General features: G+C 58.8%; 13 protein-coding genes and 1 pseudogene. 10 read left to right on the forward strand and 4 right to left on the reverse strand.

Annotated elements, in window-relative coordinates:
- Nucleotides 1-33 precede the first annotated feature (33 nt).
- Nucleotides 34-759 (reverse strand): hypothetical protein, encoded by a 726-nt coding sequence (locus tag RY113_RS05500; RefSeq protein ID WP_315913795.1) that lies wholly within the window; start codon nt 757-759, stop codon nt 34-36.
- 491 nt (nt 760-1250) lie between these two features.
- Nucleotides 1251-1478, reverse strand: a complete 228-nt coding sequence (locus RY113_RS18490; RefSeq protein ID WP_396334215.1) for a hypothetical protein — start codon at nt 1476-1478, stop codon at nt 1251-1253.
- 324 nt (nt 1479-1802) lie between these two features.
- Here RY113_RS18490 and acs point away from each other — a divergent pair, with 324 nt between their 5' ends.
- The 5 genes from acs (at nt 1803) to RY113_RS05525 (ending at nt 7698) form a co-directional block, all read left to right on the forward strand.
- Nucleotides 1803-3866: an acetate--CoA ligase gene (gene acs, locus RY113_RS05505; RefSeq protein ID WP_315913796.1), complete on the forward strand. Its 2064-nt coding sequence runs from the start codon at nt 1803-1805 to the stop codon at nt 3864-3866.
- Nucleotides 3867-3944: 78 nt separating this feature from the next.
- Nucleotides 3945-5300: an O-acetylhomoserine aminocarboxypropyltransferase/cysteine synthase family protein gene (locus RY113_RS05510; RefSeq protein ID WP_315913797.1), complete on the forward strand. Its 1356-nt coding sequence runs from the start codon at nt 3945-3947 to the stop codon at nt 5298-5300.
- The gene (locus RY113_RS05515; RefSeq protein WP_110106905.1) at nt 5297-5791 is read left to right on the forward strand and encodes a CoA-binding protein; all 495 of its coding nucleotides are present in this window, start codon (nt 5297-5299) and stop codon (nt 5789-5791) included. The genes RY113_RS05510 and RY113_RS05515 overlap by 4 nt, the downstream gene beginning before the upstream one ends.
- Before the next feature lie 74 nt (nt 5792-5865).
- A complete protein-coding gene (locus tag RY113_RS05520) occupies nt 5866-6555 on the forward strand; it encodes an SDR family NAD(P)-dependent oxidoreductase (protein WP_315913798.1) in 690 nt (229 codons plus the stop codon).
- Nucleotides 6556-6672: 117 nt separating this feature from the next.
- Entirely contained in the window at nt 6673-7698 is a 1026-nt protein-coding gene (locus tag RY113_RS05525) for an alpha/beta hydrolase (RefSeq protein ID WP_315913799.1), read from the forward strand.
- A 135-nt stretch (nt 7699-7833) separates the two neighbouring features.
- Here RY113_RS05525 and RY113_RS05530 read toward each other — a convergent pair whose 3' ends face one another.
- Both RY113_RS05530 and RY113_RS05535 read right to left on the reverse strand, forming a co-directional pair.
- Entirely contained in the window at nt 7834-8724 is an 891-nt protein-coding gene (locus RY113_RS05530; protein ID WP_315913800.1) for an FHA domain-containing protein, read from the reverse strand.
- A 10-nt stretch (nt 8725-8734) separates the two neighbouring features.
- Entirely contained in the window at nt 8735-8989 is a 255-nt protein-coding gene (locus tag RY113_RS05535) for a hypothetical protein (RefSeq protein WP_110106901.1), read from the reverse strand.
- A gap of 357 nt (nt 8990-9346) precedes the next feature.
- On the opposite strand from RY113_RS05535, the gene RY113_RS05540 reads away from it, so the two are divergent.
- The 5 genes and pseudogenes from RY113_RS05540 (at nt 9347) to RY113_RS05555 (ending at nt 12745) form a co-directional block, all read left to right on the forward strand.
- Nucleotides 9347-10177, forward strand: a complete 831-nt coding sequence (locus RY113_RS05540) for an SDR family NAD(P)-dependent oxidoreductase (protein WP_110106900.1) — start codon at nt 9347-9349, stop codon at nt 10175-10177.
- Nucleotides 10165-10824 (forward strand): hypothetical protein, encoded by a 660-nt coding sequence (locus RY113_RS05545; protein WP_315913801.1) that lies wholly within the window; start codon nt 10165-10167, stop codon nt 10822-10824. The genes RY113_RS05540 and RY113_RS05545 overlap by 13 nt, the downstream gene beginning before the upstream one ends.
- 376 nt (nt 10825-11200) lie before the next feature.
- The gene (locus RY113_RS05550; protein ID WP_315913802.1) at nt 11201-11500 is read left to right on the forward strand and encodes a hypothetical protein; all 300 of its coding nucleotides are present in this window, start codon (nt 11201-11203) and stop codon (nt 11498-11500) included.
- A 349-nt stretch (nt 11501-11849) separates the two neighbouring features.
- Nucleotides 11850-11912: pseudogene (locus tag RY113_RS18495) on the forward strand (hypothetical protein); the annotation flags it as partial.
- A 386-nt stretch (nt 11913-12298) separates the two neighbouring features.
- The gene (locus RY113_RS05555) at nt 12299-12745 is read left to right on the forward strand and encodes a Clp protease N-terminal domain-containing protein (protein WP_315913803.1); all 447 of its coding nucleotides are present in this window, start codon (nt 12299-12301) and stop codon (nt 12743-12745) included.
- Nucleotides 12746-13384 lie beyond the last annotated feature (639 nt).

Below are 13384 nucleotides of genomic sequence, written 5' to 3' on the forward strand. Positions count from 1 at the left end.
GCGAGCACAATGATGTGTGATGCTAGAGGCGGCCTATTTGATGACCTTTTTGGTGTCTTTTGTCCCCTTAGACGTGTTCTTATTCATGAGCCCTTCAAGGCCAGGCTTGGAATCCAGCTCATGTACATCAACGGTTCCTTCTCCAGAGCCCTCTTCCGGCCCGATGACGACCTTGGGCGCCACTGACGCTGCCCCGGCATCGTCCTGGGGCTCCGGCTCATGATTCTGCCGGTCCTGATCTTGCTCCGAGGGCAGTTTGTTCTCCAACGCTTCGCCTAGCCGTGAGCTGCGGTGGCGGCGGGCATCGGCGAGGGCAAAGAGGCGTGCCGCTGCGCCGTGTTGGCCTTCGTTTTGCAGGATCGAGGCAGCTCCCATCAGGGCCTCAGCTGCGACGGCATTCTCACGGTAGTCCAAATATGCCTGTGCCTCTTGCTGTGCACAGATCTCACTAATCTGTGTGCTGACACGTTCCGCATCGGCGAGTGAGAACCCGTGGCCTAGCTGGTAGACCTGCCGGTACATGAGATCGTAGTTTTGTTCGCGAAAGTCCATGGAAGCATCAAGGCGCCTCTTCAGCTCAGACTGTTCTGCGGTGGAAAGATCGTCCACCTCGAGACCTAGCCGGTGGGCAAATTCACGCAGGTAGGTGGGTCCCGCAAGCGGCATCCCATCAGCGGACAGCTGTTCCTGAACGGGTTCCGGGTGATCCTGAACGGTTGTTGAAAAAAGGGCAAGGAATTTTTGAATCAAGGTGCTCATGAGAAGTCTCCGTCTGTTGATGCTGCCCCTCAATCTTCTCAGCCGCCACCGACATTTTCTCTCACACCCTTAGTGATACTGGCCGCATGGCCAGTGTTCGGGGGTGCGGCGGTCGGCAACGCCTATTCGGCTATAGCAGCTACGGATGTAGGTTTTCCCCACGCAACTCACGGCACGTGTGCGGGCCAGCCTGGATCAGGCGAGCGGTTCGCTCCGTTGAGATGAAGATGCTGGACGGGATATCGCTCCGGGTGCCAGCTGGGCTGCCTGATCAAAGTCTGCTTCAATGACGCTGCCCCCACCGACGAGCTCATGGTCCCGGAGCCCTGGCAGTGGACGCTCCTCAAGCCGTTGCGGGGACCGGGCACAAATCGAAACACCGTAATTTCCGGTATCGCGCTGACGAGCACATCAGGACTACCCAGCTCATGCCCGGCAGTGGGGCGCCGTACCGTCAGGATGGTTCCGTGCGCAACAGGTTCCGGATCAAATCAGGAGAGTAAATCAATGGATCGTGAGAAGAAGACCTGGGGCAGTGAAAGCCCTCCGCGAAAGGCCCTGTAGCTTCTGAAGCCCGACGCCGGCTGGCCCAGTTTCAGCCTTTCTCCCGCCAGGAGAGAGAAGGGGAATTCGCCCACCTGAAAGCGCCTTCCGCCATTCATGTCTGTGACAAATAGCGGCGCTGGTGCCCTTGTGACGGAAAGAACCTGATCCTCCACGGCGTCCAGAGCGCCCGGCTGAAACAAGGGCCTTTTCCTGCGTGAGTGCCACGTACAGCGGTGACTCTGAAAATACCACTAGATGAACGAATGAACGATTCGGTGTCACTAATCTTGTCCATGAGACGTAGTAGTTCTGAGAATAGTCTCTTAGGGTTGCGCAAATTTGTCTGCTTCTGTGTTCATGCGCTCTAGTAGTGGAAGATATATGTTGCGCGGCTGAGGGACCTGGGCCGAAGAATCCGCAACACTGCCAGTTTAGGCAGCGCTTTTACGCGCCCGCCCGCACCGGAAGTGTCAGCTCCGGGAAAGATGGAGAAATACATGAGTTCCACCCTTGCCCCGGCTCCTGCACCGAGCGCGTCCCCTGTACTAGCCGGTGCGGCGGCGGGCCCTGCGTCAGCTGAACAGCAACGGATCGAGTTTTGGGATCAGCAAGCACGCCGGCTTGACTGGGCCCAGCCGTGGCATACCACCCACACCTTCACCCCCGCACTTGACCCGCAGGCACTTGATCTCCAAGCACCTGACCCGCAGGCCTCGCCGAACATCAAGTCCGCAGCGGATTCTGCGGATTCCGCCACATCCGCCTTGCGCGTCCCGAGCATCGAGTGGTTCGCTGGTGGCAAGCTCAACGCATCCGTCAACTGCGTGGACCGCCATGTGGCCGCTGGCAAGGGCGAGAAGGTGGCACTGTTTTTTGAGGGCGAACCCGGGGATCGCCGCCAGGTCACCTATCAAGAACTCCAGGATCAGGTGTGCCGGGCCGCGAACGCCCTCACGGCGCTGGGCATCGTCAAGGGGGACAGGGTTGTCATCTACCTGCCGGTCCTGGTTGAAACCATTGTCATCACCTTGGCCGTGGCGCGCCTTGGCGCCATTCATTCCCTAGTCTTTGGCGGTTTCTCTGCCGAGGCGCTGAAGTTCCGGGTGGAGGACACCGGCGCGAAGCTGTTGGTCACTACCGACGGGCAGTTCCGCCGCGGGCAGGCCGTCCCTGTCAAAGCCAATGCGGATGTGGCGGTGGCGGGGGAGAACGCCATTTTGCATGTGTTGGTTATCAAGCGCACCGGTTCACCGGTTGAGTGGACGCACGGCCGGGACATCTGGTGGCATGACGCTCTTGAACAGGCCGGCACGGAGCACACGGCCGAACATTTCGACGCCGAAACCCCCCTGTTTATCATGTACACCTCCGGGACCACCGGCGCTCCCAAGGGCCTGGTCCACACCACCGGAGGCTACCTGACCCAGGCCTCCTACACTCACGAACTGCTCTTCAGCAACCCCGATCCAGCCCTGCGGGATACTGATGTGCACTGGTGCACGGCCGATCTCGCCTGGGTCACGGCACATACCTATGAGATCTACGGCCCACTCTCCAACGGCGTCACCCAGGTAATTTTCGAGGGGACCCCCAACACCCCGCACCCTGGCCGGCACTTTGAGATCATTGAACGCTATGGTGTCACCAGCTATTACACGGCGCCCACACTGGTCCGCTCGCTCATGGGCTGGTTTCCCGACGGCGTGCCATCCCACTACGACCTTTCCTCGATCCGGCTGCTAGGCACCGTGGGTGAGGCCGTAAATCCTCAGGCATGGATGTGGCTGCGCAATCAGCTAGGTGCAGGCACCGTCCCTATGGTGGACACGTGGTGGCAGTCCGAGACGGGGGCCACCATTTTGTCCCCGCGTCCTTCCGATACGAATTTCAAACCCGGGTGTGCCTCACGCCCCCTGCCCGGCGTGAGCGTGCGCATCGTAGACGACGCCGGAACTGACGTTTCGCGCGGTGAGCAGGGTTTGATTGTGGTGGACGGAACAGGCCCGGCTATGGCCCGGACCGTGTGGGGAAACCCACAACGCTACCTGGATTCCTATTGGCGCAAGTTCGCCCGGCAAGGCTACTTCCTGGCCGGCGACGGCGCCCGTTATGACGAGGACGGTGACATTTGGATTCTGGGCCGGATCGATGACGTCATCAATATTTCCGGACACCGGCTCTCCACCATCGAGATCGAATCCGCCCTAGTGAGCCATCCGGTGGTGGTTGAAGCCGGGGTGACCCCGGTGGCAGACCCCTTGACCGGTCACGCTGTCGTCGCCTTTGTGGTGCTGGCACCATCCTGTGACCTCGGTGGTGCCGCAGTTCAAACGCAGTTGCGAGCCCAGGTGGCACACATGATTGGTCCGATCGCCAAGCCCTCCGCCGTTGTGGTGGTTCCGGATGTTCCCAAGACTCGCTCCGGAAAAATTATGAGGCGGCTGCTGGCACAGATGTATCAGGGGACACCGTTGGGAGACACCACCTCGCTGCAGAATGAAGAATCTTTGGCTGGCATCTCCGCAGCCATCAAACAGTACCTCGGGAAGGAATCGCCTTGAGCGCCGCGTCGTCAACAGCGGCACCCACAGGGGCGCCTTCCGCATTCCCGCCAGCAACTATGACAAGGTAAGTCTCCAATGACCGAACACACTTTTGGCTTCCGTACCCGGGCCCTCCATGCAGGTGGCACGCCCGACGCCGAGCACGGCGCCCGTGCGGTACCCATCTACCAAACCACCTCGTTCGTTTTCAAGGACACCGACGATGCCGCGAAGCTATTTGCGCTGCAAAAGTACGGCAACATTTACTCCCGCATTGGCAACCCCACAGTGGCAGCCTTTGAGGAGCGTATCGCCTCCCTAGAAGGGGGGATTGGGGCCGTGGCAACCGCTTCCGGCATGGCAGCAGAGTTCATCACCTTTGCAGCATTGGCTGGGGCCGGGGACCATATTGTGGCATCTTCAAAGCTGTACGGTGGCACCATCACCCAGCTGGATGTGACGCTGCGCCGCTTCGGCGTTGACACCACCTTCGTTGACTCGAACGATCCCGGCGACTTCGCCGCAGCTATCCAAGAGAACACGAAGGCGGTGTACACCGAAATTGTCGCGAACCCCTCCGGAGACATCGCCGATCTCTCAGGTCTGGCAGACGTGGCGCACGCCGCCGGGGTGCCGCTGGTAGTGGATGCCACCTTGAGTACTCCTTACCTGATCCGGCCCATGGAGTTCGGCGCAGACATTGTGATCCATTCGGCCACGAAATTCCTGGGCGGCCACGGCACCACCTTGGGCGGGGTCGTGGTGGAATCCGGACGGTTCAATTGGGGCAACGGCAAGTTCCCTTCCATGACCGAACCCGTCCCCTCGTACGGCAATGTCTCCTGGTGGGGGAACTTTGGCGAGTACGGTTTCTTGACCAAATTGCGCTCCGAACAGCTGCGCGATATCGGCCCGGCACTCTCCGCACAGTCTGCCTTTCAGCTGTTGCAAGGTGTTGAGACGCTGCCACAGCGCATGGACGAGCACCTGCGCAACGCCTTGGCAGTGGCTAATTGGCTGGAAGCTGACCCACGGATTTCCTGGGTAAAGTTCGCCGGGCTGCCCAGTCACCCGCACTACGAGCGGGGACAGCGCTACCTGCAAAACGGCGTCGGCTCCGTCTTTGCCTTCGGCGTCAAGGGCGGGCGTGCTGCGGGGAAGGTCTTCATTGATGCTCTGCAGTTGGCCAGCCATTTGGCCAACATTGGTGATTCGCGCACCCTTGTCCTGCATCCTGGATCCACCACACACCAACAACTCACGGCGGAGCAGCTCGAAGCTGCCGGGGTGCCGGAGGACCTGATTCGGATCTCGGTAGGACTCGAGGACGTGGCTGACATCCTCTGGGATTTGGACCAGGCGCTCACAGCGGCCCAGGCCGTAGAGGCCGGCGGCGATGCGCCCTCCGAGCCTGAAATGATTGAATCTTGCACAATGGGGGCAAAAGCATGAGCACGGCAGAACGTACCTGGAATGGCCCCACGGCCCCCGAACGTCTTGGAATTTTGCGCAAGACCACCTCTATTGCCATTGTGGGCGCCTCGGATAAGCCATCCCGGGCCAGCTACTTCGTGGCAACGTATCTGCTCTCATCCAGCAGCTACCGGGTCTACTTTGTGAACCCCGTGGCCACTGAGATTCTGGGGCAGCCGGTGTACAAGACTCTGGCCGATCTGCCCGAGGTTCCTGATTTGGTGGATGTGTTCCGCCGTCACGATGACCTGCCCTCGGTGCTGGAAGAAACCATCGCCGTAGGCGCCAAGACACTCTGGCTCCAACTCGGTGCCTGGCACGAAGAGGTAGCGGCCACGGCCGAGGCCGCAGGCCTTGAGGTGGTTATGGACAGGTGCGTGAAAATTGAGCATGCCCGCTTCCATGGCGGATTGCACCTTGCAGGCTTTGATACTGGAGTGATTTCCTCCAAGCGTCAGGTGTTGGCCTGACAGTTTAGCTTCTCTGCGGATTCAAGAAGGATAATCCTCATTGCCTGTGTAGTGAGGTGTTGATACCATCGCCCATGACACAGTTACTCAATTCCAAAATGCTTGTTGTCGGCGCCACCGGGGGATTGGGCTCCGCCATTAGCCGCCAGCTTTCCCTGCAGGGGGCTCGGCTGGTCCTCGCGGGGCGCAACGAAAAGAAGCTGGTAGCTTTGACGGACCAGCTGGGTGATTCGGTAATAGGTACGGTTTCCGCGGATCTAACATTGCCGAGCGGACCCGCTGCTGTGGCTGCGGCAGCTGCGAGGGGCGGCGGTCTTGACGGTGTCATTTATGCAGCCGGTGTGGTTGCTTTTGGCCCCTTGTCGGAATTGGATGACGACGCCTTCGAACAGATGTTGTTGCTCAATTTTATTGCTCCGGTGCGGCTGTTCAAGAATCTACTCCCGCAGCTCAAACCTGGTTCAGTGGTGGTGCACCTTAGCGCCATCGTTGCCGAGAAACCGATGAAGGGGATGGCGGCATACTCAGCTACCAAGTGCGCTTTGACTGGTTTTAGCGCCGCCATGGGTGCGGAATTGCGTCGGGAACATATACGGGTTCTAGATGTGCGGCCTCCCCACACGGAAACCGGTCTGCATACGCGCCCCATCTCCGGTGTGCCGCCACGTCTGGGGCAAGGGCTGGATCCAGCAGCCGTGGCGCAGCGGATAGTGAGCGCAATTATGGCCGATGAGCCGGATCTTCCCTCCACCGCATTCTCCTGATCGGTTCCACTGGCCGGGCCTAGATTTTTCAGTTCACGGTCCACAGCGGCAGGGAATCTATTAGGAGGACTAGCATCAATGACCAACCACGTATCAGGCAATTTAGGGGAGTCAAAAATGACCAGTCCGGACCATGAACCGATCCCAAGCGAGCGCCAGGGTAAGCGCAAGCGCGAGCCTGAAGGATCCCGGGCAGGGGCCCGCCGGGCAGATGCCGCACTGTTGTGGACCGCACGGATCTTGTGCCTGGCGGGTGTCATTGTGAGCGTTGCAGCTGCGATTCTTACCGGCAGCATGCTCAAACATGGGCAGATTGCCTACGCGACTATCCTGGTGGTGGTGTTTGTGGTTAGTTCGGTGTTGGGTATCCGCTTCTGGCGGCAATCGCCCAGTGCTGTGCGGTTCAAGCCGTTGCGCTGGATGGGGGTGTTGGCGTTTACGCTGGTGTTGGCTGCCGTGGGGTGGCTGGTACCGTCTGCAGCCATTGCACCCTCGCTTCTGGCCATGCACTCGGACGCCCGCGTCACTGTCAACGAAACATCGGATCAGATCGTCTTGGCGCCTGCTCACAGCGAAAAACGGCTTGGCCTATTTTTCCAGCCCGGCGCCCGGGTTGATGCACGCGCCTACGTGGCTACTCTGCGCCCGCTTGCCGAAGAAGGATTCACCGTAGTCATCCCCAAACAGCCGTTGGGTATCGCCTTCCTCGCCACCGGCGCTTTCAAGGGCGCCCGGACGCAGCACAGTCCTGTGGATCGCTGGGTGGTGGGCGGACACTCGCTGGGCGGCACCGTCTCCGCCCTTGACGCACAGTCCTTCTCAGGCGCGAGCACTGATCCGGTAGTAGGGCTACTGCTGTTCGCTTCCTATCCCGCCGCTGACATGAGTGCGGTGCCGGTGAAAGTGCTCTCGCTTTCCGGATCCAATGACGGATTGGCGACAGTAGAGAAGATCAACAACTCCAAGGTTCTATTGCCGGCGGATAGCACGTTCACCGTCATCGAGGGAGCTGTTCACGCGGACTTTGGTGACTACGGGGCTCAAGCTGGTGACGGGCAGCCGGGTATCAGCCGTGATACGGCTCGTGCCAATATCAGCGCTGACAGCCTCGCTTTTATGGAATCTCTCAATAGCGCGGACTAGATCTGTACTCGCAGTGCCGGTCAGTAGCAGTAGCAATTGTGCCCGAACCTGAGCTCGGGCCTGGATGGTTGATTTGATACCCCAAAAACTCTGTCCCTGAAGGCGTTAGCGTTCAGGGACAGAGTTTAGGGAGTGCTACTTTTTCGGTTGCCGCGGGTCACCCATCCCCACTATGGCATCGTATTCAAGCTGGCCTGAGCGCGGATCAAACTGAGGCCGTTGGAGGCGGGCAAACTCCCCAGCGGTTCTTCCTCCGTATGGCCGGCCGTGATCCGCATATTCCTCCCGGAAGAAGACCATCCGCCACGGGCCAATCAACAATCTCGCACCCGTGCGCAGGATCTGACCATGGGCATGCGTTTCTGCCGGATCACCCGCCCAGAAAACATATTCATCGTTTTCATTGTGAATGATGCTCCCATGGCTACCTGCCAGTTCAGGCAACCTGAAGTTGGCATCTGGCCCGCTACCAATAACAGTGGTTTCCTCGGTGAGAGAGTACTCATTGGGTGGTTTGCCATCCCATGTCTCGCTGTCCCGGACAAATATGAGCCTGGGCCGGCCCCCTCCCCGAGAGTAATGCGTGGTGGTGGGGCTCCTTCGGTAGAGGCGCTGAAAGGTGGGGGCAAGCGGGAAGGGAGTGGGAGGCGGAGCAAGGCGCCCTTGGAAATTGCTAGAAGCCTGTGCTTTGACCACCGTTGCCCAAGTGTTTGACTTGCCGGGCTTGATGTGGGGCGATGTTGTTATCAGCCGCTGAAAGGCTGATACCTCCACCGCACCGAGACTGACAATGGTGCCTTCTGGCACAGTGACTGTCACAACAATGCCGTGCCTAGCAAGCGTCGCAGCCATCCCCTTGATGGCAGATAAGTTTCTTCGAGATCCTAGCCGGAACAAGGCCGCGTTATCCGTTGTTACATGAATCTGCTTACCAGCAGCCTTGATGCTGCCGTGGACGGTTGCGCTCTCCTTGCCGTCTTCAGCCGGCAAATGAGCGGAAAACTCAACATCGATGTCGAAGCGCATGGTCTTTTTCCTACGGGCTCGAAGGAGAATCTGGTGTGCTTGCATTGTCGCTGGTGGTGACCCGCATGGTCCCATTGAACTTCCAGGTTGCCCGCGGTGCGTCAGGGCCAATGTCACGCGGGACTTCCACCGTCATGTCCATGAAGCTGTAGTTGACTGCTGCTCCGCGCCCGGTCAAATATGACCACAATTGCTGGCCCAAATCGGACCAGTCGCTCACAGGGACGGTTTTGAAATCGTCTGTCAGTGGTTGGTTCTCGCTCATCTGAGTGCCTTCCTTAGCTGTTTTCTAAAAAGGTGCCCCTATGCACCTCCAGAAGTGCCGCCAAGGCCACAGCTAACGGTGGATGACTGTGACCTGCTGCACTTGCTGCAACAGTAATGACTCTTCTGTTCGAATGCTAGGTGTAGTTGAAAAAAGGTCTAGTCACATCATTCTTTGCTTGTTTTTTGCCACCGTGGGAACGCAGCATTCATTTCGGGTTAGAAACTAGAAATCACGCAAAAAAATAAGCGGGTGCGTGGCGGGATAGGCGTGGAACTAGCCATCCGGCGCCGGTGAGATAGCGTAAATGTAGCCGGACTAATCACCGGCAAATCATTGACTTTGGGAGTAAAAACTGTGGAACAACGCACCATCGTCATCACCGGAGCAAGTAGCGGGATTGGTGAGGCAGCGGCGAGGACGCTGGCCCAGACAGGGGACACCATTGTTGTCATTGGGCGTTCTGCGCAGCGGACCCGGGCCGTGGCCCAGGATATTGGCGCCGATTATTTCATTGCCGATTTTTCCCGGCTCGACCAAGTAGCGGAGTTAGCGGCAGCACTGAAGGAAAAATATCCCAGAATAGATGTCCTGGCCAATAATGCCGGGGGCATTATGGCGGGCCGTGAACTGACGGCGGACGGCCATGAGAAAACCTTTCAAGTCAACCACTTGGCGCCCTTTCTTCTGACACGCTTACTGCAAGATACGCTGCTCTCCAGCGCAGCCAAGGTGATCAACACCTCCAGCGTGGCCCATGTATTGTTTGGAAAAATGGATATTGCGGATCTTGAGCTGGTTAAAAAGTACTCATCCAACCGCGCTTACGGCAACGCCAAACTGGCTAATATTCTTTTCACCAAAGAACTTCACCGGCGGTTCAACACACAGGGTTTGAGCTCTGCTGCCTTCCACCCGGGCGGGGTGGCGACGAACTTTTCGGCAGGCTCTAAGAGCTCTTTGCGTTTTCTGTACGGCAGTGGCTTGCGCTCTTACATGCTGACCCCGGCACAGGGCGCACAAACTCTAGTCTGGCTGGCCATAGGTGAACCTGGTCAGGACTGGCGTTCAGGAGAATACTTTGCCAAGTCCAAAGCTGCCCGCACCAGCCGGCAAGCCGAGGATGCGAATCTGGCCAGGGCAATGTGGGAGGAGAGCGAGAAGCTGGTGACCCCATGGTTACTGTGAGCGGGCGCTGGATTTTTCAAGGACACATTGCCGGGTTCGGCAGCCAGTGCGGACTTCGCGCCGTGGTGGGGATCTGGGACGAGTCACCCTACGGTGCCTTCGCTGACGTCATGGTGGAACTTCCATCGGGCCGGCGGCTGCTTCTGGCTCCCCAGCGTGAAATCGCCAACTTCATCGAAACCACCTACACTTTCGAGGAAGTGTTGCTGGTACCTGTCCACACCAAGGTGGGCCCGTCAACAGGCGGAGGTGAGGTACTGAGCGTAGAGGCAGGTCCGCTGCGGCTAAGTGCCAGCATTGGCGGGCGCACCCGGCTAGGGCTGCTTCTGGCTTTAGTTCCCCGGGCTATAGCAGTTCACCCCCGCTGGCTGAGCCTGATCAACCCGCTGGCGCGCTTGTTGAGCCCCGGCGTCAGGACGGCAGGAACGGCAGCGCCAGGCAGACGCGAATATTACGGTGTCACCGGTTTGCGCAGAGTTGAAAGCGCGTCCATCCTGTGGGACGGGTGCTGCTGTGGACCCTTAGCGGAGATAGTTCCGGCTGTTCGTTTCGGTTTTAGCAGTGTTCCGGCCACTCCCACTCTCGCCACGGTGCAGACCACCATAAGGGCCACAAGGCAACCATCATCTGGGGACACGCTGAGCTAGCTGCCACGAAGCCCTGTCTGCCGGGTACTAGCTAGCGTGCTCGAGTTCCTTGTGGCCATATCGGGGTCTGGGGGAAGATCTGCCGGGAAATTCACGCTAAGGAGTCAGCGGCCTGTTCGGGGTAGCCTACTGGTAGCGGAAAACCTGACGATCGGGGCGCGAGGAGCCTCAACCCACTGGACTGCGGCTTGCTAATAGAGGCCACCCATAGCCTGCCCGGAGGGGGTCCCCTCACCGGTACGCCCCACCATACGTAGCTTGTACCCGAATCGTCTTCGAGCTTGACTCTCTTCATGAGCACTAGTGGATTTACAAGGTATCAGCAAGAGAACCCAATCGGTTGTAACTACGCATTAGTGGAGAGGACACTATTCTCATGGAGTTTATGACTTTCTTGGCAGTAATTGGACTGGTCATGTCTACGGCACTCATTGGCTTCGCCGTAGGCGGGTTTAACGAAACTGGACGAGAAACCGGAAAGAAACCTGAAACCACAAACGCTACCGTGGCATTCGGTCTCCTGATCGTGGCAGTCTGCTGTTCATTCATTCTCATTGAGCCAGCCGTCATTCACCCACTCTGGCTGGAGTATGTCATCCTCGCTGCTGTACCTGCCATGGCTGGATACATAGCACGCCGGTATCTTGCATACAGGCTCAGCAACTCCGGAACTTAGCGAAGGTAATCAACGCTGGAGGGAGAGGGCGTCGACGCCCCCTTTTCTGACCTATCGGGTTATGAGCAGAATCGAAGCCGACCGCCATCCCCGGATTGTGAACGTTGAGCCGTACAAGCCAGCAGCCAGTCCAGCAAGAGTGTGCCACATAGACGCAGTGGAATTGTCCCGCGAGCCGGTCCTCTAGAAGAGCGCCCGGAAGCGGAACCCTTTGCGGACGGAAGTCACCGTGCCAGTAGAAATGAACTTATAGTTTTGATGCGCCAAATGTGTAACTACTGCGAACGGGCACGGCGGCGAAGGGGTCATGGCAAAGATTCAGCAAGACACGTACAAAGACGGAACACCGATGGGTGAGGGCCCTATCCTTGACGGGAAGAAGCACGGCAGGTGGCGCAATTGGTATCGCAACGGCCAGCTTAAAGCCGAAGGCAACTTCATGCGGGGCGAGTTTGACGGGAGCTGGAGGCGGTGTCGAGAAAATGGGGAGTTGCTCCAAAAAGGTGATTTCGTCGATGGCAGGCAGAATGGATTTTGGCAACGTTGGCATGACAATGGAGCTCTCATGGATGAGGGCATGTGGCGCGTTGGCAAGCGCAGCGGCGATTGGGTGTACTACACGCTCGATGGATCCGTCAGGAAGAACCAAACGTTTCGTCAGCTGGAATGGTGCAGAGGGGAACCGTCAGCGGGAACGCTTGACACGGCTGCAGCTCGATTGGCGGCCGGGTCAGGACATCCTCCTCCGGGGAGGTGCGCCCATGGTGCCGGTGCGCCGCGAAGACTACGCTTTGGGGCATGACCGGTTCGAAGATGTCTCAGAACTACACCGACGGTGCCCGGCGGGCGGTGGTCATGGCGCAGGAAGAGTCAAGGGTCATGATGCATGACTCGTACATCGGTCCTGAGCATCTACTATTGGGGCTTTTGCACGCTTTTCCGGACACGGTGCAGACGGCGCTGGGCGTCTGGCCGGACGAGATGCGCGATGCGATAGTGAGTTTCGCCTCCCCTGGTCCGGAGGACACCTCAGAAGAGTTGCCGTTCACCCGCAAGTCTCTGGAGGCACTCAAGGCCGCGCAGCGGACAGCGCGGGAGCTTCATTCCGATCACGTCGGGATCAAGCACCTATTGTTCGGGGTGCTAAGTGTCCATAGCGACCGCCTGGATCGGGCGCTGGTCGCTGCGGGTGTGGATCGAGACAGTGCACAAACGCGGGTAATGGCGGCGCTTACGCAGGGGTGACCGGTTGCTCAGAGCTGGGCAACCGGCAGCGATCGCCCGCCGTCCTATCCTCGCAAACACCCGCAAGGGTCCATCCGGATAGGCATCTCGGACCGTCCCATAAGCCGGTCAAGCTCCGGTACATTGAACCAGCTAGCTCAAACCTGGCGACGAGATCGGTGGCGCTGTCCGCAAGGGAACCCTCTTTGGACACTGTGACTATCGTCGAATAGCAGCTTTACTTCATCTGGACAGGTCCCGGTTCTTTCGATAGTTGAAGTTCTTATCGTTCGGAGACGCCTGATGTAGGCCGTCGCTTCTGAGGGAGTCAAAAGGTGCGTCTAAAACGTCAGTGCCCGGCTAGGTGTTAAACGCGGGCTACGGCCTAAGGTTTCGGCCACGGTGCATGAAAGGTCGAGGGGTTCCCCGTCCCTCAGGGTTCCACAGAACGTGTCGGGTAATGCAGGACTGGTAGCACGCAGGAAGTACCGGGTGCGCCTACCCCAGCCCATGGAGGGGTCAGTTGTCGGAGGTTTCTCGCACCATCTGTATTGAGAACTTTTGGGGGGACGGATGGCATCCGCGCCAACGCTGTTCGGCGCGTGCCCCCCACCAAGTGGCAACGAGGAGTACTGCGGCACCGATGTATCCGAGTGTGCG

It is taken from the genome of Arthrobacter sp. lap29 (assembly GCF_032458965.1).
Taxonomy (GTDB): domain Bacteria; phylum Actinomycetota; class Actinomycetes; order Actinomycetales; family Micrococcaceae; genus Specibacter; species Specibacter psychrochitiniphilus.

Excerpts from the sequence above, each read along its gene's own strand:
- acs (WP_315913796.1), top strand. The coding sequence starts at position 1,803 with ATGAGTTCCACCCTTGCCCCGGCTCCTGCACCGAGCGCGTCCCCTGTA.
- RY113_RS05550 (WP_315913802.1), top strand. The coding sequence starts at position 11,201 with ATGGAGTTTATGACTTTCTTGGCAGTAATTGGACTGGTCATGTCTACG.
- RY113_RS05525 (WP_315913799.1), top strand. The coding sequence starts at position 6,673 with ATGACCAGTCCGGACCATGAACCGATCCCAAGCGAGCGCCAGGGTAAG.
- RY113_RS05510 (WP_315913797.1), top strand. The coding sequence starts at position 3,945 with ATGACCGAACACACTTTTGGCTTCCGTACCCGGGCCCTCCATGCAGGT.
- RY113_RS05530 (WP_315913800.1), bottom strand. The coding sequence starts at position 8,724 with ATGCGCTTCGACATCGATGTTGAGTTTTCCGCTCATTTGCCGGCTGAA.
- RY113_RS05535 (WP_110106901.1), bottom strand. The coding sequence starts at position 8,989 with ATGAGCGAGAACCAACCACTGACAGACGATTTCAAAACCGTCCCTGTG.
- RY113_RS05555 (WP_315913803.1), top strand. The coding sequence starts at position 12,299 with ATGACCGGTTCGAAGATGTCTCAGAACTACACCGACGGTGCCCGGCGG.
- RY113_RS05515 (WP_110106905.1), top strand. The coding sequence starts at position 5,297 with ATGAGCACGGCAGAACGTACCTGGAATGGCCCCACGGCCCCCGAACGT.
- RY113_RS05500 (WP_315913795.1), bottom strand. The coding sequence starts at position 759 with ATGAGCACCTTGATTCAAAAATTCCTTGCCCTTTTTTCAACAACCGTT.
- RY113_RS05520 (WP_315913798.1), top strand. The coding sequence starts at position 5,866 with ATGACACAGTTACTCAATTCCAAAATGCTTGTTGTCGGCGCCACCGGG.
- RY113_RS05545 (WP_315913801.1), top strand. The coding sequence starts at position 10,165 with ATGGTTACTGTGAGCGGGCGCTGGATTTTTCAAGGACACATTGCCGGG.